General features: G+C 65.9%; 22 protein-coding genes and 2 tRNA genes. 14 read left to right on the top strand and 10 right to left on the bottom strand.

The features are described from left to right. Positions 1 to 4: 4 nt before the first annotated feature. The 8 genes from AC5P6X_RS05890 (at position 5) to AC5P6X_RS05855 (ending at position 6,320) form a co-directional block, all read left to right on the top strand. A complete protein-coding gene (locus AC5P6X_RS05890; RefSeq protein WP_279702395.1) occupies positions 5 to 397 on the top strand; it encodes a hypothetical protein in 393 nt (130 codons plus the stop codon). After that, positions 394 to 1,092 carry a hypothetical protein gene (locus AC5P6X_RS05885; RefSeq protein WP_279702394.1) on the top strand — a complete coding sequence of 233 codons (699 nt, stop codon included), beginning with the start codon at positions 394 to 396 and terminating at the stop codon, positions 1,090 to 1,092. Before AC5P6X_RS05890 ends, AC5P6X_RS05885 begins: the two co-directional genes overlap by 4 nt. After that, positions 1,085 to 3,022 carry a DNA cytosine methyltransferase gene (locus AC5P6X_RS05880; RefSeq protein WP_495215352.1) on the top strand — a complete coding sequence of 646 codons (1,938 nt, stop codon included), beginning with the start codon at positions 1,085 to 1,087 and terminating at the stop codon, positions 3,020 to 3,022. The genes AC5P6X_RS05885 and AC5P6X_RS05880 overlap by 8 nt, the downstream gene beginning before the upstream one ends. Further along, entirely contained in the window at positions 3,022 to 3,261 is a 240-nt protein-coding gene (locus AC5P6X_RS05875) for a leucine zipper domain-containing protein (RefSeq protein WP_279702392.1), read from the top strand. The genes AC5P6X_RS05880 and AC5P6X_RS05875 overlap by 1 nt, the downstream gene beginning before the upstream one ends. Further along, positions 3,258 to 4,343: a hypothetical protein gene (locus AC5P6X_RS05870; protein WP_495215351.1), complete on the top strand. Its 1,086-nt coding sequence runs from the start codon at positions 3,258 to 3,260 to the stop codon at positions 4,341 to 4,343. Before AC5P6X_RS05875 ends, AC5P6X_RS05870 begins: the two co-directional genes overlap by 4 nt. Further along, positions 4,336 to 4,680, top strand: coding sequence for a hypothetical protein (locus AC5P6X_RS05865; protein ID WP_495215350.1), 345 nt, complete (start codon positions 4,336 to 4,338; stop codon positions 4,678 to 4,680). Before AC5P6X_RS05870 ends, AC5P6X_RS05865 begins: the two co-directional genes overlap by 8 nt. Before the next feature lie 168 nt (positions 4,681 to 4,848). Next, a complete protein-coding gene (locus AC5P6X_RS05860; protein ID WP_088431035.1) occupies positions 4,849 to 5,070 on the top strand; it encodes a hypothetical protein in 222 nt (73 codons plus the stop codon). Positions 5,071 to 5,087: 17 nt separating this feature from the next. Continuing rightward, positions 5,088 to 6,320 (top strand): site-specific integrase, encoded by a 1,233-nt coding sequence (locus AC5P6X_RS05855; protein ID WP_495215348.1) that lies wholly within the window; start codon positions 5,088 to 5,090, stop codon positions 6,318 to 6,320. Here AC5P6X_RS05855 and AC5P6X_RS05850 read toward each other — a convergent pair. The 3 genes from AC5P6X_RS05850 to AC5P6X_RS05840 all read right to left on the bottom strand — a co-directional run bounded on the left by AC5P6X_RS05850 (position 6,317) and on the right by AC5P6X_RS05840 (position 7,917). Continuing rightward, the gene (locus AC5P6X_RS05850; protein WP_495215347.1) at positions 6,317 to 7,300 is read right to left on the bottom strand and encodes a DUF4760 domain-containing protein; all 984 of its coding nucleotides are present in this window, start codon (positions 7,298 to 7,300) and stop codon (positions 6,317 to 6,319) included. The genes AC5P6X_RS05855 and AC5P6X_RS05850 overlap by 4 nt on opposite strands. Positions 7,301 to 7,724: 424 nt before the next feature. Further along, positions 7,725 to 7,801 (bottom strand) — tRNA-Arg (locus tag AC5P6X_RS05845). Positions 7,802 to 7,840: 39 nt separating this feature from the next. Continuing rightward, positions 7,841 to 7,917: transfer RNA gene (locus AC5P6X_RS05840), tRNA-Pro, on the bottom strand. A gap of 180 nt (positions 7,918 to 8,097) precedes the next feature. Between AC5P6X_RS05840 and AC5P6X_RS05835 the strand changes: the two genes are divergently transcribed. Beyond that, positions 8,098 to 8,856 carry a Bax inhibitor-1/YccA family protein gene (locus AC5P6X_RS05835; protein WP_005408265.1) on the top strand — a complete coding sequence of 253 codons (759 nt, stop codon included), beginning with the start codon at positions 8,098 to 8,100 and terminating at the stop codon, positions 8,854 to 8,856. A gap of 60 nt (positions 8,857 to 8,916) precedes the next feature. On the opposite strand, the gene AC5P6X_RS05830 is transcribed toward AC5P6X_RS05835, so the two are convergent. The 6 genes from AC5P6X_RS05830 to grxC form a co-directional block, all read right to left on the bottom strand. Continuing rightward, positions 8,917 to 9,666 (bottom strand): sulfite exporter TauE/SafE family protein, encoded by a 750-nt coding sequence (locus tag AC5P6X_RS05830; RefSeq protein WP_329755895.1) that lies wholly within the window; start codon positions 9,664 to 9,666, stop codon positions 8,917 to 8,919. Between the two features lie 25 nt (positions 9,667 to 9,691). Next, a complete protein-coding gene (locus tag AC5P6X_RS05825; RefSeq protein WP_049449907.1) occupies positions 9,692 to 10,600 on the bottom strand; it encodes a LysR family transcriptional regulator in 909 nt (302 codons plus the stop codon). A gap of 55 nt (positions 10,601 to 10,655) precedes the next feature. After that, entirely contained in the window at positions 10,656 to 11,399 is a 744-nt protein-coding gene (locus AC5P6X_RS05820; RefSeq protein ID WP_049449908.1) for a cysteine hydrolase family protein, read from the bottom strand. 245 nt (positions 11,400 to 11,644) lie between these two features. Next, entirely contained in the window at positions 11,645 to 12,649 is a 1,005-nt protein-coding gene (locus AC5P6X_RS05815) for an isocitrate dehydrogenase (RefSeq protein ID WP_005408261.1), read from the bottom strand. 321 nt (positions 12,650 to 12,970) lie between these two features. Next, the gene (locus AC5P6X_RS05810) at positions 12,971 to 13,363 is read right to left on the bottom strand and encodes a carboxymuconolactone decarboxylase family protein (RefSeq protein ID WP_088435502.1); all 393 of its coding nucleotides are present in this window, start codon (positions 13,361 to 13,363) and stop codon (positions 12,971 to 12,973) included. Further along, positions 13,360 to 13,650, bottom strand: a complete 291-nt coding sequence (gene grxC, locus AC5P6X_RS05805) for a glutaredoxin 3 (protein ID WP_004154541.1) — start codon at positions 13,648 to 13,650, stop codon at positions 13,360 to 13,362. The genes AC5P6X_RS05810 and grxC overlap by 4 nt, the downstream gene beginning before the upstream one ends. 142 nt (positions 13,651 to 13,792) lie before the next feature. Here grxC and AC5P6X_RS05800 point away from each other — a divergent pair, with 142 nt between their 5' ends. From AC5P6X_RS05800 to ppx, 5 genes are all read left to right on the top strand, one after another. Then, on the top strand, positions 13,793 to 15,439 hold the full coding sequence (locus AC5P6X_RS05800; protein WP_108270720.1) for a M48 family metalloprotease: 1,647 nt from the start codon (positions 13,793 to 13,795) through the stop codon (positions 15,437 to 15,439). A 116-nt stretch (positions 15,440 to 15,555) separates the two neighbouring features. After that, positions 15,556 to 16,245, top strand: coding sequence for a phosphate regulon transcriptional regulator PhoB (gene phoB, locus AC5P6X_RS05795; RefSeq protein ID WP_005408258.1), 690 nt, complete (start codon positions 15,556 to 15,558; stop codon positions 16,243 to 16,245). A 106-nt stretch (positions 16,246 to 16,351) separates the two neighbouring features. Continuing rightward, positions 16,352 to 17,683: a phosphate regulon sensor histidine kinase PhoR gene (gene phoR / locus AC5P6X_RS05790; RefSeq protein ID WP_099605474.1), complete on the top strand. Its 1,332-nt coding sequence runs from the start codon at positions 16,352 to 16,354 to the stop codon at positions 17,681 to 17,683. A 4-nt stretch (positions 17,684 to 17,687) separates the two neighbouring features. After that, the gene (ppk1, locus tag AC5P6X_RS05785; RefSeq protein WP_005408256.1) at positions 17,688 to 19,775 is read left to right on the top strand and encodes a polyphosphate kinase 1; all 2,088 of its coding nucleotides are present in this window, start codon (positions 17,688 to 17,690) and stop codon (positions 19,773 to 19,775) included. A 277-nt stretch (positions 19,776 to 20,052) separates the two neighbouring features. Beyond that, positions 20,053 to 21,579: an exopolyphosphatase gene (ppx, locus tag AC5P6X_RS05780; protein WP_005408255.1), complete on the top strand. Its 1,527-nt coding sequence runs from the start codon at positions 20,053 to 20,055 to the stop codon at positions 21,577 to 21,579. A gap of 77 nt (positions 21,580 to 21,656) precedes the next feature. Here the strand turns inward: ppx and AC5P6X_RS05775 are convergent, their stop codons facing one another. Next, entirely contained in the window at positions 21,657 to 21,830 is a 174-nt protein-coding gene (locus tag AC5P6X_RS05775; protein ID WP_158230911.1) for a hypothetical protein, read from the bottom strand. Positions 21,831 to 21,913 lie beyond the last annotated feature (83 nt).

Here is a 21,913-nt window from a genome sequence, read left to right as displayed (position 1 = left end):
ACCCATGAGCAGCGAGTCGCACGCAGCGACCGTTACCGAACCCGGCCGGCCCGGCAGCACCTACTCCGATGGCCCTGTGTGGCATGCATTCGGCCTCAGCCGGGCCGCTTATCACGTTGTGCCACGTCGCACCCTGCAATCCATGCCGATCGAATGGCAGGCGCGCTTTGTCGCCCTGATTTTCGAGGCACGCGAGGCGCTGCCGGATGAAGCGTTCCCCGAGTACCAGGTGACGCGCATCAGCGATGGCAAGTACGCAGCCGATCCGAATCGCCGATATCGACATTCACCGCCCTTCCCCCTTCGCTCCGCTGGCGCCGAGCAGGCGTGCCAGGTAGCGCCGCTCGCTGGAGCGTTCGTCAACACCGACACCCAATTCAAGCAGGCCCGCCGATGACCGAGAAACTTGCCACTCTCCCCACGAACTGCCCCGTTCTGCGCGACGCATTCGAAACGATCAGCGCAATCGCTGTCGAGGCTGTGTGGCTGCCCAACCAGGCGAAGGCCATCACCCTCGGCCAGGCCCAGACCGCGCTGCGGGATCTGCACCACCGCCTGCCGCGCTTGCAGGATCTGCGCGTATTCGAAACCGCCGTCACCGCCTATCGCGCCACCCTGCGCAGCAGCATGCAGGATGGCGACACGCCGCTCTGCGATACGACCCGCGCCCGGCTGGCGCAGGCCGACGAACTGTTGGAGCTGGTCCGGAATCAGAGCCGCACTGTCATCGATCCTGCGGACCCGTGGCGCGGCCTGTACCACCCGAGTCGCCTCCCGGCGCGCAACGCCGACGGCGAGATCCTGTGCCACCCGGACGTGCCGATGTGGGCTGACGGTCGCGAGGTGTCGCTACGGCCGTTGTTCCTCGCACAAGGATTCGACCTGCAGGTGACGTTTGGCGACTTCACCGAAGAAGCCGTGGAGACCGGGGACCATCGCTACTGGGACGAGATGCGCGCGTGGCAGCCCACTGGCCCCGGCGCAGATTGGCGCTTGGTCTGGCTGGGTGATACCGAAGATGGCCCAGCGGCATGGTTCGTGCGGCCGCTTGCAGCTGAGGCGCTTGTCGCCTGGGAGGCAGCACATGGCTGACGGCTCCGGCGGTTTCCGCTTCCCGTTGCACGACCTCAAATCACGGCTGCGCTCGGACGAGATCGTAGTTGATCTGTTCGCAGGAGGAGGCGGCGCCAGCCACGCGATGGAGACCGCGCTGGCTCGGGCGGTCGACATTGCGATCAACCACAACCCCTGGGCTGTGGGACTGCACTCCGCCAATCACCCCTTTACTCGCCACCTGTGCCAGGACGTGTGGGAAGCAGACCCGCGCGTCGAGTGCGGCGGTCGCCCTGTGGGTGCACTACATGCCAGTCCGGACTGCACGCACTTCAGCCAGGCCAAGGGTGGTCAGCCGCGCAGCCGAGCAACCCGCTCGCTTTCGTGGGTTGTGCCCCGCTGGGCCGGCACCGTGCGTCCGCGCATCATCACGCTGGAGAACGTCAAGCAGATCCTGAAGTGGGGGCCGCTGATTGCCAAGCGCGACAAGGCGACCGGCCGTGTGATCAAGCTGGACGGCACAGTCGCCGCTGTCGGCGAGCGCGTCCCGCTGGACCAGCAGTTCCTGATCCCAGACAAGAAGCGCGAGGGCAGCACCTGGCGTCGCTTCGTCGCTGTGCTGCGGGCGCTCGGGTATCAGGTGGAGTGGCGTGTTCTTCGGGCTTGCGATTACGGCGCAGGGACGACGAGGGAGCGGCTCTACATGGTCGCCCGCTGCGATGGTGAGGCGATTGTCTGGCCCGAACCGACCCATGGTCCTGACCGCGCACAGTCGCACGTGTCGGCAGCGTCCAGCATCGACTGGTCCATTCCGTGCCCAAGCATCTTTGGCCGCAAGAAGCCGCTCGCGAACGCGACGCAGGCGCGCATCGCCCGAGGCATCAAGCGCTTCGTGCTGGATGCCGCTGAGCCGTTCATCGTCCACGCCACCCACGGCGGGGAACGTAGGCCGCACGGAATCGGTGAACCGATGCCGACCATCACTGCAGCCAACCGTGGCGAGATGATGATCGTGTCGCCCACCATCGTGCAGTGCGCGAACGCATCTGCCAACGGCGTCGCTACCGGAAGTGATCCGCTGGGCACCATCACCGCCTGGCCGCGCGGCGGTTCCCACGCCGTTGTGGCACCTGTGCTTGTGCAGTCCGGGTACGGCGAGAGGATCGGTCAGGCCCCTCGCAGTCTCGACATCGATAAGCCGTTGGGCACTGTGGTCGCGGGAGGCACCAAGCACGCGCTGGCCGCTGCAAGCTTAGTGAAGTTCCGGGGCAGCAGTGATGGCGCGGACGCCGGCCAGCCGATGCCGACCATCACCAGCGGCGCTGGCGCGGCGCGCCCGGCCGGCGCCGCCCATGCCATGGGGGTCATGGCGGCGTTTCTGGAACAGGCCAACGGCGGGTTCTACCAGGGCGCCGGCAGCGCCGTCGATGAGCCCATGCCGACCATCTGCGCCAACGGAAGTCACCAGCGCCTGGTGACCGCGCACGTGACCGCGATGGCGCAGAACGTCATTGGGTACGACCCACGTGACGCTCTGCCGACAGTCCTCGCGGGCGCACAGCGATTTGGCGTCGTGGAATGCATGCTAAGCCCAGAGCAGGAGGCTGGCGCGCTGCGCGTTGCCGCGTTCCTGATGCGCTACTACGGCACCGGCGGACAGCATGGCGATCTGGACGAGCCCCTGGCGACCGTTACCACGAAGGACCGGCTGGCGCTGGTCACGGTGCATCTGAGCGGCGTGCCGTATGTGATCGTGGATATCGGGCTGCGCATGCTCAAGCCGCACGAGCTGTTCCGCGCACAAGGCTTCCCGGCCAGCTACATCATCGATCGCACGCAGGACGGTCGACAGGTCAGCAACAGCCGCGCCGTTGCCATGGTTGGCAACAGCGTGAGCCCGCCGCCGCTGATTGCCATCCTGGAAGCGAACGTAGGCGCGGCTGTGGAGCCGCAGTTGGAGGCTGCCTGATGGACCCGACGCTCACCAGGATGCATCACCACTACCGCGTCCGGGCAGGTAGAGCGAAGGCAGCGCTCTACGCCCGCGTGATCGAGAACAAGCGTTACACGATGCGCCAGATCGCCGACGAACTGGGCGTGTCGATGACCACTGCCGACACGCGGGTGAAGCGCGGCCCCTATCCCCTTACCTGGGAATCGCTGCGCCTGGCGCGCCTTCCCGCCAACAGCAAGGACATGCAGGCATGAGCAACGACAAGACCCAGTACAACGGTCAGAACGGTAATGGCTATCAGCCCCTGCCTTGCGCGCCCACGCCTCCACCGGGTCCGGAAGTCGGCGCCCCCACCCTGGCGGGCGCACAGCCTGGTGGGAGGGTGAGGCTGAGGTATCAGGCCCTCTGCAACGCCGAGCTGCGCCGCAATGCGCATGTTCTGGTGCTGCAGGAGATGCGCACCAGGTTCACGGATGCCGGCAGCCCGTCGCGTACCGCCGCGTTGGACGCGGCAATCGCTGCCCTCTCCGCCCATCCCTCCCCGGGTGGTCAGGATGCGCTGGCGGAAGCCGCGCGCCGCGTAATCAGCGACATTGATAGCGGCGACTACCACGGCGAGATCTCGGAAGCGACCTATGCCGCGCTGGAAGACGCACTCGCCGCCCACCAGCCGGTGGGGCGCAGCTTCCAGGCTGGCGTGGCCGAATGGATGGGCCAGTGCTTCCTGCCATCGCTCTACAGCAACATGACGGAGCGAGGCGACCGCCTGCTGGAAGAGGTGTTGGAGCTGCTGCAGGCCCACGGCTACGACAAAGCGCGCGTGCCCACGCTGGTCGACTACGTGTTCGGTCGCCCGGTCGGCGATCCAGCGCAGGAAGTCGGCGGCGTCATGGTCACCCTGGCCGGCTACTGCTGGATAGCGGGCCTGGACATGCACGCTGCTGGCGATGCTGAGCTGGCTCGCATCAACCAGCCTGACGTGATGGCGAAGATCCAGGCCAAGCAGGAGGCGAAGAACGCATTGCACTTCGACACGCCGCTGCCGGGCAATGCTGGCGCCCCCGTTGAGGAATGGCCACGTGAGGGCGACTTGGTTAGATATGGCACAGGCGCGTCCGCGCTCGCTATCCGGCTTGGACCCCATGCGGGCGGCTGGCACGGGTATCAGTGCTGCGGTGGCTACACCTTCTTTACCAGAGCGTACAGGCCCACCCGCGCCGATATGGATACATGGCTCGATTGCGCTAAGTACCGCGACGAGCGCACGAAAACGGCCGACAATCGCGTTGCGCACGAGATGTATCTGGTCGACAGCGAGGCGCCGGGCAATGGCTGACGAACTGCTGGCCGCAGCCAAGGATTTCTACAACGCTACGGTGGCTGACCCGTCTGTGATCATCCGCTGTGAGTCAGCGGCGTCGCGGGATGCCGTCACCAGTGCCGGTGAGCGGCTTCGGCTCGCACTGCTCGATCAGCGCCCCGCATTCATCCCTGCCGACGACCATCAGGTTGTTACGTCGTCCGCAGCAGGGGCACATGAAGTGCAGCCCGAAGTTGTCAATGTCGGGCTCGACCTGGCCGAATCCGGCAAACGTCTCACGGCAGCGGATGCACTGGAGCATGGTCCCGGTGTACGCCCCAAGCATGACGACGAGGTGACCACCCATGGATGAGCGAAAGCCGTACGGACGCACTGGCGACGACATGGATCTGCCGGAGGGCAAGACCTGCAGCGACTGCGTGCATTGCCGTCGATGCACAGCGATGTTCGGCCACATCCCTGCAGACGAAAGCTGTGACTGGTCGCCGTCTCGATTCCGGGCGGTCGAAGGAGCCACGCCTTGATCGGCGAGATTCTCCAATTCCGTGACCTGCAGGAACTCTGCCAACCGGGGAAGCGCCCGCGACTGGCAACGGTCGAGCGTTGGGCGCGTGATCGCCACATCCGATTTCAGTACGACGCCTGCGGCGGAATCTGGACCACCACGACGGCATTGAACGAGGCACTGGGCCTCACAGCGCCCGCCAGCAATGGCGACACCTATTCGACCGACTTGCTCTAACGGAAACAGCCGAGAACATGGCACGCCCTCGCAAGGTTCCTTCGAACCTCCCCAAGCACATCGACTATGACAAGGTTCCCCAAGGGGTCTACTGGGACGGGACCGGCCGTGGGCGATGGTATGTGCGCGATCCGCACCCCGAGGGACACGGAACGAAGTGCAAGACCGTGGCCGGCCCGGCTGCGCGGCTATCAGACCTGCACGCAATCGCCGAAGCTCGCGGCGGCGAGGCGCAGAGGGGTACCGTTGCCTACGTCATCGATCAACACGCTAAGAGTCTCGCGTTCTCCCAGCTCGGTGCCACCACACAGCAGCACTATCGAGACTACGCGAAGGCGATCAAGGTGTTCCCGCTGAAGAACGGGAGCAAGCTGGGGGACGCCATCGTGGACCGCCTATCGCCAGGTTTTATCCGCAAGCTGATCGACATCATTGCCCTGGGCCGGCCAGGCACGAAGCCTGGTGATGCCCCCATTCCTGGGTACCCGACCAAGGCTAACCACTGGCTCAGCTATCTGCGCCGCGTGTTTGGCTGGGCGCGAGAGCACGATCATGTGACCACCAACCCCGCCGCCGGCATCAAGAAGGTCAAGGAGAAGCGCGATCACCGCATGCCCGAGCGCGATGTTTTCCGCCGGGTGCAGGATTACGCACGCCGCTGCAGCGAGCGCGGCGCGCGCGAGAAAGGAGCGCTGCCGGTCTACCTATGGGCGGCCATGGAACTGGCCTACCAGGCACGCTTGCGCGGCATCGAAGTGCGAACGCTGACCGATTACCATGTGGAGGGCGAGGTTCTTCAGACCAACCGCCGAAAGGGCAGCCGCGACAACCTGGTGCGCAAAGGCGAGCAGACCGAAGTCGCGATCAAGGTCCTGCAGGATCGCCGCGCCGCCATTTGGGCCAAACGCGGCATTGCTCAGTTCAATGCGCCCCTGTCGCCCAAGATGCGGCCGCTTTTCGTCAGCGAAGACGGGGAAATGCTCACCGGGCACGGCTGGCACACCACCTGGGGTCGCCTGATGCGCAACGCGGTCAGGGATGGAATTATCACGGCAGAAGAGCGCTTTGCGCTGCACGGCCTGAAGCATCGCGGGGTAACGGATACTAAGGGCAACAAGAAGGAAGCTAGTGGCCACGTCACAGACGCCATGCTGCACGTCTACGACCATTCGCTCCCCTTGGTCGCAGAGTCAGGTACTGACGAAAATTCAGGCCGGACCCGCGAAGATGCGGGACGAAAAAGCCGTTAGCCCTTTTGCTCTGCCACTGGCACAGGTGCCGCGGCTTCCAGCCAGATGCCTTTAGGCATGCGCCTGTCCAGCTCAGTGAAAGCTGCCGGCTGCCGCTTCTGCGCATGCCGCCGGACGTGGATCGTATCGTTGTAGATGCCGACAGCGACGTCAGAAAGGGTCGCCCGCACCATGACCTCATCAAGCTCTTTTAGACGCAGGCCCGCGCAGATGAATTCGTAGAAGTTAAGCAGGTACTTTACTGACTGCATTGCCAGGTACTTCGATCGCACTTCCTCCAAAGCCTTCTCATGTGCTGCGCGCAGGCTGTCGTGGTGTTCATCCTTTGACCGCGCCAGATCCTCTGCAAACTTCTGATCAAGCTTCTTCTCCGCATCGATCAAGCCGTCTTTGTAGAAGAGCGCAGCATCTTCCACCGAGATCTCCGTGCCCGCCGGGTAGTGAAGAATTCGCGACTTGACGTGACTCTGAAATTCAGCACTGAGCCGCGACTGGGTCAAAACAGAGAAGGTGTGGGCTCGCCTCGATGCACGGGCGCTGCTTTGGTTTTGGACAACCCAGCCGATACCGACCATCACCGCACCGGCGACAGCTGCTAGCAATCCGGTGACCGCCTCCGCCTTGTTAGCCTGAACCAAGACGACCACACTCATAAGAATAAATACGAGCACATGTGTGACGCCGGCGCCAATCATCACGCCAAGCGGAACTTCATTGCGAGCCCGGAACACGTTGAACATCGGGCCGATAGTCGAAGCGACCAACAGCCCCCAAGACAGATACCAGAAGAGTGAGTAATTCTGCCCGTAGAAGCTCTCGCTCTTTCCATCACCCAGGTACCGCAGGTACACGGTTACGACGACCGAGGCCAGAAATACCGCAAACAAGATCCAGCTCAATGCGTCTGCATGGCGCGCAAGCGGGCACAGAACATGGCGCCAGGCGAGCGCAATTACGTTGTCCTTCTTGTGATCCTGCACTTCCGTGTCCCCTGTGTGAACGTCCTGTAAATATAAAGCAAAGGCCCCGTTTCCGGGGCCTTTGTGGTGAGCGACGAATTGCGTAAGGAGCTTGGCTCTAACTCAGCCTTCGCCAACTGCAGTGTTCATGGAATTCATATCGATCCTCCTTCTATCTTCTGTCCGGTTGCGCCGGAACCGTCGCTGAGGCGTACGCCTCCAGACCTGGCACTTAGCCTTCGCCGACAGCAGTGTTCATGCTTTTCTCTCTGGGTAGGGATAGGGGCTGTGGAAGGGCCCAGGACCTCTCGGGTCGAAGACAGTATGAAACAACGTCACGAGGAAAGTTGTTAAAAAAAACTCGAAAACGCGAAATTCTTCAGACCAATTTCAGGACAATTTTCGGGACTTTTCAACAGAAAACGACATAAGTCGTTGATTTCTATGGCGCGCCCGACAGGAATCGAACCTGTAACCGCCGGCTTAGAAGGCCGGTGCTCTATCCAGTTGAGCTACGGGCGCCCGGACCGGAACGGTGTCCAATCCGACGTGATGTGGGATTGGTCGGGGTAGAGGGATTCGAACCCCCGACATCCTGCTCCCAAAGCAGGCGCGCTACCAGACTGCGCTATACCCCGGTCTTGCAATCCCCTCGGGCCAGGCCCGGGGAGCTGGTCATTGTGGCCAAGCGCATCATGAACTGTCAACGCGGGCGACTCGAACCCGAAGCCTGGCACGGCACCACGTGCAGCCATCGGCTATGCTCCCGGTCATCGGCCGGATGGCCGTCCAGCCCCTCATCCGCACGGAGAACACGCATGCGCAGCGGCAACCCGGCTCTTTCCGAGTCGACCTTCCTCGACCTCGCCAGCGGCTCGGTGGTGACCAGCCCCGACCAGGTGATGACCCTCAACGGCACCGCCAACAAGACCGGCATCCTGCTGTTGTTGACCGTGCTGACCGCGGCGTTCGCCTGGAGCCAGGCGGTCGACGAGTACGGCCAGATTTCCGGCAGCGCGAGCCTGTACGCCATCGGTGGCGCGATCGGCGGCCTGGTGCTGGCATTGATCACCATCTTCAAGAAGGAATGGTCGCCGGTCACCGCGCCGATGTACGCGCTGGTCGAAGGCCTGTTCCTGGGCGCCGTGTCGGCGCTGTTCAACATGAAATACCCGGGTATCGTGTTCCAGGCCGTACTGCTGACCTTCGGCACCCTGGCCGCCCTGCTGGTCGCGTACCGCAGCGGCGTGATCAAGGCCACCGAGAACTTCAAGATGGGCGTGGTCGCCGCCACCGGCGGCATCGCCCTGCTCTACCTGGCATCGTTCGTGCTGGGCTTTTTCAACATCAACGTGCCGGTGATCCATGACTCCAGCTGGCTGGGCATCGCTTTCAGCCTGTTCGTGGTGGTCGTGGCCGCATTGAACCTTGTACTGGACTTCGACTTCATCGAGACCGGCGTGGCCCAGCGCGCGCCGAAGTACATGGAGTGGTATGGCGCATTCGGCCTGATGGTGACCCTGGTCTGGCTGTATGTGGAGTTCCTGCGCCTGCTGTCGAAGATCCAGCAGCGCTGAGTCGGAACATGCCATAGACGACAAAGGGCGCCTCTCGTGGCGCCCTTTTTCGTTCCTCCCTCAGCGCGCCAGCAGCGTCGGCAGCGACGAAGCCAGCAACGCAATGCCTGATGCGGTCAGCAGGCCCAGTACGACCTGCCTGAAGCGCAGCTCGCTGATGCCGATGTAGACGCGCGCGCCCAGCAGGGTCGGCACCAGCATGGCTGGCGCCACGATGGCGAAGTACGGGAGCATCTGCCGGCTCACCAGGCCACTGCCGACATAGGTGGCCATGGTCACCGCCAGCATGGCCAGATTGAAGTTCTGGATGACCGCGCGCTGCTCGTGCTTGCCGAAGCCGCGCAGCGTGCTCCACAACGTCGGCACCGGCCCGGCGAAGCCGCCGATGCCGCTGAGCACGCCACCGGCCATGCCAGCAATCGCATCACCGATACGGCCGCCAACGCGGACCGGAGGCAACGAGCGCGCCATCAGCATCACCGGGCACCACAACGCCAGGAAGCCGCCCAAAAGCGCCTTGAACCAGTCCATGTCCAGCTGCGGCAGCACCATCACGCCCAGCGGGACGCCGGCCAACCCACCCAGCACGAACGGCAGCAGCAGGCGCAGGTTGAAACCGCGGCGCACGGTGAACACCGCGACCAGCTGGCCGACCAGCGCGCCGAACACCGACAGCGTGGCCGCCAGTCGCGGCTCCAGCCCCCATGCCCAGAACGACATCGCCACCATGCCAAAGGCGAAGGCCGACAGGCCCTGCACGAATCCGGCGACGATCGCGCCCAGTGCGACCAGCAGATACACCGACTCCATCACCACCTCGGCTGCAACCGCGCGACTACCCTGCCGCGCCCACCTGTGCAGCGTAGTGCGCCGCAAGGTGCTCGACCAGCGCACGCACTTTCGGCGCCAGCGCACGTGCATGCGGATACAGCGCGAAGTAGTGCCGCTGTCCGGCGTGCCAGGCCGGCAGCACACGGATCAAACGACCGGCGCGTAGGTCTTCCTGCACCGTCAGTGCGGTGAACAGGCTGATGCCCATGCCAGCCAACGCGGCGGCGTACAACGCCGGCGTCGCATCCACCCGCAGGCGTTGCCCGGCCTCGACGCTCGCACTGGCACCGCGCGGCCCCTGCAACTGCCAGGGCGGCATTGACGGCGTGGGACTGAAGCCCAGCAGCGTGTGCTGCGCGAGATCCGATGCCTGACGCGGCAGGCCATGACGCGCCAGGTAGGCTGGCGCGGCCACCAGGATGCGAGGGCAGCTGGCCAGTTCACGTGCGACCAGCTGGCTGTCCGGCAACGCATGCGCGATGCGCAGGGCCAGGTCAAACGCACCACCGACGACATCGACCAGCTGATCATCGGCCGACAGATCCAACGAGACGTGCGGGTAACGCTGCAGGAACGACGGCAACCAATGCGGCAACTCCTGGCTGGCCACGACCTGCGGCACGCTGATGCGTACGCTGCCACTGGGTTGCGCCTGCCCGGCGCGGGCACGGTCGTCCGCCTCCTGCAGGCGGTCCAGCAGCGTTGCCGCCTCGCGGTAGTAGTCGCGCCCGGCCTCGGTCAATGACAGCCTGCGGCTGTTGCGATCGAGCAAGCGAACCTGCAGATGCTCTTCCAGCTGGCGCAGTTGCCGTGACATCGCCGAGTGGGTGGTCCCCAGGCGTTCAGCGGCCGCGGTGAAACTGCCCGCGTCAACGATGGCGCGCAGCGCACGCAGGGCGGCGAAGTGATCCATCGGCGGGCAGCTCCATGTGGCGGGGCCCACACGGCATGCGGGCCCCGCCAGCTTATCAAGCGCCGTCGCCGGCCTTGCGCACCGGCAACGCCAGGATCGCGTCGGTACTCATGACATCACCGAAGGCGTCTTCGATCTGCGCCAGCGAGGCATCGTGCAGCGCGCGATGATCGATGCGCTGGCCACCGGCCAGGTCCAGGTCACGACTGGCGCTGGCATCGGACGACACGATCACCCGGTAACCACGGGGTGCGGCCGCCGCGTCGCGCGCGGCACCGGCCACACAGGCATGGGTCTGCAGGCCGGTGACGATCAGGGTGTCGATGCCGGCATCCTTCAGCACCGTGTCGAGCACCGCGGCCGAGTTGCCAGCGAACACACTGACGTCGTCCTTCTGCACGACCGTCTCGTCCTTGCGCGGCTGCAGGTCGCGATGGAAGTCGGCATTGACGCTGCCCTGCGCGAACAGCGGTGCACCGGCCGGCAACACGTGCTGCACGTGGATCACGCGGATGCCGTGGGCATCGGCGAACGCGACCACCCGCTTGGCCTGGCGCAGTGCGGCCACGCCACCGGGAATGACCATGCGGCCACCGGCAAAGCCAGGCGCGGCCTTGGCATCGAAGTACTCGTTCTGGAAGTCGATCACCAGCACGGCGGTCTTCGCCGCATCCAGCGAGGTCGCGACCGGCGCGCCCGCCATATGGCGGATGGTGGGATGGGCCGGCTCGGCGGCAACGACCGGAGTGGTGGCGGCCATGCCGATCAGGCTGGCCAGGCCGAAGGCGGTGAGATTCATGGAGCGACTCCTGTGCAGTGGAAAGTGGGCACAGGATGCGGAGCGGATGGCGCACGAACCAGCCGTGCAACAGCACATGATCTGTGCGAGATACGCACAGACAACCCCCTGTAGAGCCACCCCATGGGTGGCTGCGGACCAAAGCCACGCCATCCACGCATGGCGTGGATCTACGAGTCAGCCCACAACGCAACGGGGCGCCCGAAGGCGCCCCGCTGTGGATCCAACCGAGGTCGACCGGCCGCTTACAGGCGGCTGGCGATGGCCTGGGCAAAGCTCATGGTGGTGCCGGTACCGCCCAGGTCGCCGGTCAGCGAATCCTTGGCTTCCATGGTGGCCACGATGGCCTTGCGCAGGCGCTCGGCGTTTTCCGGCTGGCCGATATGGTCCAGCATCTGCGCGGCTGCCAGCAGCAGCGCACACGGATTGGCCTTGCCCTGGCCGGCGATGTCCGGCGCGGTGCCGTGCACGGCTTCGAAGATCGCCGCGTCCTTGCCGATGTTGGCACCCGGGGCCAGGCCCAGGCCGCCGACGAGGCCGGCGCACAGGTCGGAGATGATGTCGCCGAACAGGTTGGTCGTAACGATCACGTCGAACTGTTCCGGACGCATCACCAGCTGCATGCAGCAGTTGTCGACGATCATTTCCTGGAACTCGATCTCCGGGTACTGCGCGGCCACTTCACGGGCGACGTTCAGGAACAGGCCCGAGGTCGACTTGATGATGTTGGCCTTGTGCACAGCGGTGACCTTCTTGCGGCCGGTGCTCTTGGCCAGCTCGAAGGCGTAGCGCACGATGCGCTCGGAGCCCTTGCGGGTGATGCGGGTGCCGGAGAAGGCGGTCTCGCCGTCGGCCGACACTTCCTGGCCTTCGGCCAGGTAGGCACCCTCGGTGTTCTCACGAACGGTGATCAGGTCGACGTTGTCGAAACGCGACTTGGTGTTCGGGAAGGTGTGGGCCGGACGCACGTTGGCGTACAGGTCGAAATGGCGGCGCAGGCTGACGTTGATCGAGGTGAAGCCACCACCGACCGGGGTGGTCAGCGGGCTCTTCAGCGCGACCTTGTTGCGCGCGATCGATTCCAGGGTCACCGCCGGCATCAGGTCGCCGTGCTTTTCCAAGGCCACCAGGCCGGCGTCGGCGTCTTCGTACTCCAGGCCAGTCTTGAGCTGGTCGAGCACGAACAGGGTGGCGTCCATGATTTCCGGGCCAATGCCGTCGCCGCGGATGACCGTAATTTTCTGCGTCATTGATCGATGTTCCGAACAGGGGGAAAAACGCCGTCCGGACGTGCCCGGAAACGCCGGCGCAAAGGAAGTTTCACCGGCAATTATGCCTGAGACGGGGCCGAGGTCCCAAATAGACCATGGTCCCAGTGCCCGGCTCAGGCAGAATTGCCCGCGCATTCTTCCTCTACCCCCGCCTGTCGGCGCGCCCCTTCAACAAGAAGGGGCTCCTGGGCTGCTGGATCGCGGGACAGGCCCCCTCGCGGGCCCGGTAGTGCCGGCCGCTGGCCGGCAATCTCGGCCAGGTCGAGTTCAGGCGATGCCGGCCAGCGGCCGGCACTACCCTCAGTGCTCGTGCGCTGCCGGAGCGCTGGCGCCGCCTTCCAGCTGGTCGAGGAAGTCGACCGCGCGGCGCAGGTGCGGGATCACGATGGAACCGCCGACCACCAGGCCGACCGAGAAGGTCTCGAAGAACTCTTCACGGGTCACGCCGGCGTCCTTGCACTGGGCGACGTGGTAGCTGATGCAGTCGTCGCAGCGCAGCACCATCGAGGCCACCAGGCCCAGCAGTTCCTTGGTCTTCACGTCCAGCGCGCCGGCCTGGTAGGTCTGCGTGTCCAGTGCGAAGAAGCGCCGCACCACCTGGTTCGGTTCGCCCAGGATGCGTTCGTTCATGCGCTTGCGGAAGTCGGTGAATTCGGCGATGCGGTCCTTGCTGCCTTCGTCGGCCGCGCTCATGCCTGGCCCTGCCCGGCCAGCAGCGGCTCGAGCTTGCCTTCACGGTGCAGGGCCATCATGTCGTCGTAGCCGCCCACGTGGACGTCGCCGACGAAGATCTGCGGCACGCTGGTGCGGCGGGTCAGTGCCATCATCTTCTCGCGCTCGGCCGGGTCCAGGTCGATGCGGACCTCGGTCCACTGCTGGCCCTTGCTCTTCAGGAAGTTCTTGGCGGCCACGCAATACGGGCAGACGGCGGTGGAATAGATGGTGATGGCGGGGGCGCCGCCGGCGGTCTGGGCTGTCACGGGAAACTCCACGATGGATCGACGGTCTACATATGGTACCGGTGCGCTGGAAATTCCACGCCACCGCCGCAACACTGTGGGTTAACGAATGGTTGCCCCCTGCCCTGCCACGCTTGGCGCGCCCTGCCCGAGGACCTTCCGCTTGCGAGCCCTGCTGCTGACTACCGCCGTTACCCTGGCCCTGGCCATGCCGCTGGCCCAGGCCCAGGAGAAGCTGCCCGACATCGGCTCCTCGGCCGGCGAGCTGCTGACCCCGGCGCGCCAGGCCGAGTACGGCGCGATGATGCTGCGCGAGCTGCGCAACTATGGCTACCTGCTGGATGACCCGCTGGTCAACGACTGGCTGCAGACCATGGGCACCCGGCTTGGCTCCAACAGCGACCAGCCGCGCCAGCACTACACGTTCTTCGTGATGAAGGACCGCCAGATCAACGCCTTCGCCACGCTGGGCGGCTATATCGGGGTCAATGCCGGCCTGGTGCTGACCGCCGAGCGCGAGGACGAGGTGGCTGCAGTGCTGTCGCACGAAATCGCCCACGTCACCCAGCAGCACGTGCTGCGCGGGGTCGAACGCGCCCAGCGCGACCAGATACCGATCCTGCTCGGCATGCTGGCGGCGGTGGTGGCCGCGCAGGCCAGCAACAGCACCTCCTCCGGCAACGCGACGATGGCCGCGATCAGCTCCGGCATGGGCCTGATGCAGCAGCGGCAGATCAACTACACCCGCTCCAACGAATCGGAGGCCGACCGCCTCGGCATCCGCACCCTGTCGCGCAGCGGCTACGACGTGGATGCCATGGCCGGCTTCTTCGAGCGCATGTCGGCGGCGATGCGCGGCAACGAGGGCGGCTACAGCGTGCCCGAGTTCCTGCGCACCCATCCGGTCAACATCACCCGCATCAGCGAGGCCAAGGCCCGCGCCGAGCAGATGAAGAAGGACACGGTGCTGCTGACCACCAGCACCCCCAGCGGCGAACGCAAGGAGCGGGTGAATCCGGCCGACCCGGGCCTGGCCGAGCCGCTGTTGCGCGGAAACAACCCCTTGCTGCCCAGCAGCGTGCTGCGCGTTCCGGTCGGCCAGCTGGCCCGTGGCGCCAGCGGCGACTTCGAGTGGGCACGCGAGCGCCTGCGCGTGCTGAGCGCCGATTCCACCGCCGAGCTGGAGCGCGAATACGCGGACATGGCCAAGCGGCAGAAGGACGGTCTCAACGACGCCCAGCGCTATGGCCAGGCGCTGGCGGTCATGCGCGGCGGCCGCAGCGGTGCCACGCAGGCCCGGCAGACCCTGGCCAGCCTGCTGCAGACCCGCCCGGACAACCTGTGGCTGGCACTGGGGCTGGGCGAGGCCGAATCGCGTGCCGGGCTGGGCGCGCAGGCCAACACCCGTTTCGAGCAGCTGCTGCGCGAGCACCCCAACAGCCGGCCCGTGGCCCTGACCTACGCCGAGATCCTGAACGAACAGGGCACCCGCGAGGCGGGCCAGCGCGCGCAGGCCATGCTGCGGCCCCTGCTGTCGCAAAGTGGTAACGATCCGGTCTTCCAGCAGCGATACGCCCGCGCCAGCGAGCTGGCCGGTGACAGCGTGCGCGCCAGCGAGGCCTATGCCGAGGCCGCCTTCCTCAGCGGCCGCCCGGAGCAATCGCTGATGCAGCTGCAGGCCCTCAAGCGCAACCCGGCGCTGGACTACGTGGGCCGGGCGCGGGTGGATGCGCGCATCGAGGCGATCACCCCCACCGTGCTGGAGCTGCGCCGCCAGGGCGTGCAGGACCCGGACCTGGACCGCCGCTGAGTGCTGCGTGACCGGTCGATGGCAATCCCGACCGGTTCCGGCCAGGCAGTCACAAACATGTCATCAAACCGTAGTCTACTGGCACCACTCCAGTAACCGAGCCCTACGGTGTCCTCGTGCAGAAACGCATCCTGATCGTCGATGACGAGCCCGCGATCCGTGAAATGGTCGCCTTCGCCCTGCGCAAGGGCGATTACGAGCCGGTCCACGCCGGCGATGCCCGTGAGGCCCAGACCGCCATCGCCGATCGCGTCCCCGACCTGATCCTGCTGGACTGGATGCTGCCCGGCACCAGCGGCCTGGACCTGGCCCGCCGCTGGCGCAAGGAAACGCTGACCCGCGAAGTGCCGATCATCATGCTGACCGCCCGCGGTGAAGAGAACGACCGCGTAGGTGGCCTTGAAGCCGGCGTCGACGACTATGTGGTCAAGCCGTTCTCGGCGCGCGAACTGCTGGCCCGCATCCGTGCGGTCATGCGCCGCGCCCGCGAAGACGACGAGGACGGCAGCGTGGCCGTCGGCCCGATCCGCATCGACGGCGCCGCCCATCGCGTGTTCGCCAACGACCAGCCGGTGCCGATCGGCCCGACCGAGTACCGCCTGCTGCACTTCTTCATGACCCACCCCGAGCGCGTCTACACCCGCGCCCAGCTGCTGGACCATGTGTGGGGCGGCAGCGTGTACGTGGAGGAGCGCACCATCGACGTGCACATCCGCCGCCTGCGCAAGACGCTGGAACCGTTCAACGCCGAGAACATGGTGCAGACCGTGCGCGGCGCCGGCTACCGCTTCTCCACCGCGACCTGAGTCTCGTCGTGCCGACGCCGCGCACCCGCGGGTGCCGGTGCCGGCAACTCTGCTATAACCCTCGGTTCACCCCAGTGAACCGCCGCACTTCAACGACGAGATCGCAATGCCCCGCCACATCCGCTCTGCCTGGTTGAAGACCCTGGCCACCGTTGCCGCGGTACTGCTGTTCTCCGGACTGGTGGGGTGGTTCACGGGTCACCTGTGGCTGTGCATCGCACTGGGCGCGCTGGCCACCCTGGCCTGGCATTACTGGCGGCTGCGCAGCGTGCTGCGCCGGCTGACCGCGCGCCAGCGCTGGGACACCGCCGAGGAAGGCACCGGCGTCTGGAACGAGCTGGACCGCCTGCTGTACCGCAACCAGGTGGAAATGCGCGTTCGCAAGCGCCGCCTGCTCGACATGCTGCGCAGCTACCGCGCCGCTGCCGCCGCGCTGCCCGATGCCGTGGTGGTGCTGGACCGCAACAGCCAGCGCGTGCAGTGGTTCAACGAGGCGGCCACCGCCCTGCTTGGCCTGCATCATCCGGGCGACCTCGGCGAGGCGCTGGTCGAACGCCTGCAGCCGATGCCGCTGGCGCACTGGCTGGCCGGCGGCCGCAACGCCGAGCCGATCCTGGACGTGCCCTCACCGGTCGATCCTGCGATCCGCCTGAACCTGCGACTGATTCCGTATTCTTCGGACTACTGGCTGCTGATCGCCCGCGACGTCAGCAAGCTGCTGCGCCTGGAACAGGTGCGCCGCGACTTCGTCGCCAACGTTTCACACGAACTGCGCACGCCGCTCACCGTGGTCCACGGTTACCTGGACATGATGGACCCGGAGGATTTCCCGGGCACCGGTCCGATGCTGGAAGAAATGCGCAAGCAGAGCCAGCGCATGGCCCAGCTGGTGGAAGACCTGCTGACCCTGTCGCGGCTGGAATCCCAGGAGCACAGCGAGGAAGAGACCGTCGCCATGCAGCCGATGCTGGCCACACTACGCCGCGAGGCCGAAGCGCACAGCCAGGGCCGCCACCAGGTCAGCATCGACGATCTGGCCGGCGTCGACCTGCAGGGTTCCACCAAGGAGCTGCACAGCGCCTTCTCCAACCTGGTCACCAATGCGGTGCGCTATACGCCGGCCGGTGGCCGCATCGCCGTGGAGTTCCGCCGCGAAGGCGATGGCGCGGTGCTGGCGGTGCGCGATTCCGGTTACGGCATTCCGGCTTCCCACCTGCCACGCCTGACCGAACGTTTCTACCGTGTCTCCAGCAGCCGCTCCCGCGAAAGCGGCGGTACCGGCCTGGGCCTGTCCATCGTCAAGCACATCCTCGGCCTGCACCACGCGCGGCTGGAGATTGAAAGCGAGGTCGGCAAGGGCTCGGTGTTTTCCTGCCATTTCGATGCCGACCACGTGCGCCCGCGCGAGTCCGCCCCCCTGACTTCCATCGAAGAATGACGCCATGAGCAGCCTCGGATCCCTCCCCCTCCCCGTGAGCCCGGACAACGATCCGTTGCGCGACCCGGCGCTCTACATCAACCGCGAACTGTCGCAGCTGGATTTCAACTTCCGCGTGCTGGCGCAGGCGATGGATCCGCAGGTGCCGCTGCTGGAGCGCCTGCGCTTCATGTGCATCTCCTGCACCAACCTGGACGAGTTCTTCGAGATCCGCGCCGCCGCCGTCCGCCACGCGCAGGAATTCGGCCTGCCACCGGCACCGGACGGGATGAGCCCGCAGGCGATCCTCAACGCCATCCACGACCGCGCGGCACAACTGGTCGACCAGCAGTACCGCTGCTGGAACGAGACGCTGCGCCCGGCGCTGATGGAGGCCGGCATCGGCGTGCTCGGCCGCCACTCCTGGACCGATCGGCAGAGGCGCTGGCTGCGCGCCTATTTCCGCAACGAGATCATGCCGGTGCTGTCGCCGCTGGGCCTGGACCCGGTGCACCCGTTCCCGAAGATCCTCAACAAGTCGCTGAACATCGTGGTGGTGCTGAAGGGTACCGACGCGTTCGGCCGCGCCGGCCATCTGGCCATCGTGCGTGCGCCACGCTCGCTGCCGCGCATCATCCAGCTGCCGGAGAAGCTCGGCGGGTCGCAGAATTTCGTGTTCCTGTCCTCGGTGCTGTCCACCTTCGTCGATGAGCTGTTCCCGGGCATGGAAGTCCAGGGAGCCTACCAGTTCCGCGTCACCCGCAATTCCGAGCTGGTGGTGGACGAGGAGGAGGTGGAGAACCTGGCGCTGGCACTGCGCGACGAACTGGTCGATCGCGGCTACCGGCCGGCGGTGCGGCTGGAAATCGCGCAGGACATGCCGCGCGAGATCGTGCGTACCCTGCTGCAGAACTTCGGCCTGACCGAGAACGCGGTGTACCGCATCGACGGCCCGGTCAACCTCAACCGCATCATCCAGTTGTACGACCTGATCGCACAGCCGGACCTGAAGTACCCGCCAATGACCCCGCGCACGCTGCGCGACAGCGACGGCATCTTCGAGACCGCGGCGCGCCAGGACCTGCTGCTGCACCACCCGTTCGATGCTTTCACCGCGGTGCTGGACCTGATCCGGCAGGCGGCGATCGACCCCAACGTGCTGGCAATCAAGCAGACCCTGTACCGCACCGGCAAGGATTCGCTGATTGTCGATGCGCTGATCCAGGCTGCGCGCAACGGCAAGGACGTGACCGTGGTCGTTGAACTGCGCGCACGCTTCGACGAAGAGGCAAACCTGGGCCTGGCCGATCGCCTGCAGGAAGCGGGCGTGCAGGTGGTGTACGGCGTGGTCGGCTACAAGACCCACGCCAAGATGCTGCTGATCGTGCGCCGCGAGGGCCGCAAGCTGCGCCGCTATGTACATCTGGGCACCGGCAACTACCACAGCGGCACCGCCCGCGCGTACACCGACATCAGCCTGATCACCGCCGATGCGGACATCGGCAACGACGTGCACCTGCTGTTCCAGCAGCTGTCCGGGCTGGCCTCGAAGATGAAGCTCAAGCGCCTGCTGCAGTCGCCCTTCACCCTGCACACCGGCATCCTCGGCCGCATCGAGCGTGAAACGCGCATCGCCGCCGCCGGCCGCCCCGCGCGGATCATCGCCAAGATGAACGCGTTGAACGAACCGCAGGTGGTGCGCGCGCTGTACGCCGCCTCGCAGGCCGGCGTGCAGATCGACCTGATCATCCGCGGCGCCTGCACCCTGCGCCCGGGTGTGCCGGGCATCTCGGACAACATCCGCGTGCGCTCGATCGTCGGCCGCTTCCTGGAGCACAGCCGCGTCTACTGGTTCGGCAACGACGGCGCACCGGAGATGTACTGCGCCAGCGCCGACTGGCTGGAGCGCAACCTGCTGCGCCGGGTCGAGACCTGCTTCCCGATCCTCGACCCGGAGCTGGCCAAGCGGGTCTACCGCGAGGTGCTGCAGAACTATCTGGACGACAACCTCAACGCCTGGGAACTGGATGCCGACGGCATCTACCACAAGCGTGCCCCGGCGCACGACGAAGCCCCGCATTCTGCGCAGATGGCATTGATGCAGGGCCTCTGACCCGGTGTGTCGACCAAGGTCGACACCTACCAAGAGCAGTAGGCACCGATTTTGGGCGGGATAGGATCAGTGCCGACCAACGGTCGGCACCCACCATCAGATCGCAGAAATCTGTCAAAGGCGGGGTGGGTCCGCCATCCCACGGATACCCCGCTTTTGACGTTGACGTTGACGTTGCCTCTGCGGGTGCAGGGCGCAGCCCTGCCGCACTCCCCTCTTCCAAAATGTGAAGGCCGCGCGGTGACGAGCACACCGCCCCTTCGGCTAACATTCGCCCATGCCGCATACCACTACGACTCCGCCCGCATTGCAGGATGGCGACCTGCTGGCCGCCATCGACCTTGGCTCCAACAGTTTCCACATGGTCATCGCGCGCTACACGCTCGGCCAGCTGCGGGTGATCGACCGCCTGCGCGAGACCGTGCGCATGGCCGATGGCCTGGATGGCAAAGGTGGGCTCTCTTCCGCCGCACGGCAGCGCGCGCTGGAATGCCTGGCCCGTTTCGGCCAGCGCATCCGCAATGTGCCGCCGCACCGGGTACGCGCGCTGGCCACCAACACCGTACGCCAGCTGCGCTCGCCGCAGTCGTTCCTGGTCCCGGCCGAAACCGCGCTGGGGCATGCCATTGAAGTGGTCAGTGGCCGCGAAGAAGCGCGCCTGATCTACCTCGGCGTGGCCCACGCGCAACCGCCCAAGCCTGGCCAGCGCCGGCTGGTCATCGACATCGGCGGCGGCTCCACCGAATTCATCATCGGCATGGGCATGCAGACCCTGGAGCGTGAAAGCCTGCAGGCCGGCTGCATCGCCAGCACCCGCCGCTTCTTCCCCGGCGGCAAGCTGAGCAAGAAGCGCTGGAAGGACGCGCTGGCCGAGATCGGCCGCGAGTTCCAGCCCTTCGCCAGCAAGTACCGCGCACTGGGCTGGCAGGAAGCGCTCGGATCTTCGGGCACGCACAAGGCAATCAGCGAGATCTGCGCGACCATGAAGCTGAGCAAGGGCGCGATCACCGCCGAGGCCCTGCCCCAGCTGCGCGACGAGCTGCTGAAGGCCAAGAAGATCGACGACATCCAGTTGCCGGGCCTGTCCAGCGACCGCCGCCCGATCATCGCCGGCGGCATCCTGGTGCTGGAGGCCGCCTTCCAGGCCCTGGGCCTGCAGAAGCTGCTGGTCAGCAAGGCGGCGATGCGCGAAGGCATCCTGTACGACATCGTCGGCCGTGCCGGTGAGAACGACCTGCGCGACGAATCGGTGGCCGCGCTCAGCCAGCGCTACGGCATCGACACGGTACAGGCCGACCGCGTGCAGGACACCGCGCTGTCGCTGCTGGAGCAGGTGCAGGAACGCTGGAAACTCGATGCCGACGACGCACGCATGCTCGGCTGGGCCGCGCGCCTGCACGAGCTGGGCCTGATGATTGCCCACAGCGGCTACCACGTGCATGGCAGCTACGTGCTGGAACACTCGGACATCGCCGGCTTCTCGCGGCAGGAGCAGCAGATGCTGGCCGCACTGGTACGCAGCCATCGCCGCAGCGTGACCAAGACCGCGTTCGACGCCCTGCCCGAGCGCCTGCTGCTGACTGCACGCCGGTTGGCCGCCCTGCTGCGCCTGGCGGTACTGCTCAACCGCGCCCACGAGGACGATCCGCTGCCGGCATTGGAATTGACCGCGGACGACAACCGCCTGTCGCTGATCGTGCCGCAGGCCTTCATCGATGCGCGCCCGCTGCTCCGCGCCGACCTGATCGGCGAGACCGACGGCATCGCCGGGCTGGGCATCCAGTTCCGGCCGTTCGTGGCCTGATCCCTACGGCCAGGGCGGCACGTCATGACGCGTCGCCATAGGCCTGTTCCGCGCGTGTTCGACAAGCTGTTGAAGCTCTACGACCCCGGCCCTTCGGAGCCGTGGTCTTTTCTGTTTCCGCGCAGGTTGTCGCTGCCTGCAATTGCCATGACGCTTTCAGTCCAGAGCCGGGACGAGGGTGCATCGTCCATCGCTCCGCCGTCGATCAGATCAATCGATTGATTCACTTCCGGTTTGTGCGGAAGCGTCATGCCGCTCCATGGCGATTTCGTCCTTTCCCCATACCTCTCCCTCTCCTCCTTCACTAGGTTCGAACAACCACCGCCTGCGGTGG

It is taken from the genome of Stenotrophomonas sp. YJH_SMC_40 (assembly GCF_059368615.1).
The sequence above is the reverse complement of the archived record's forward strand: the minus strand, read 5'-3'. Positions and strand labels throughout refer to the sequence as shown.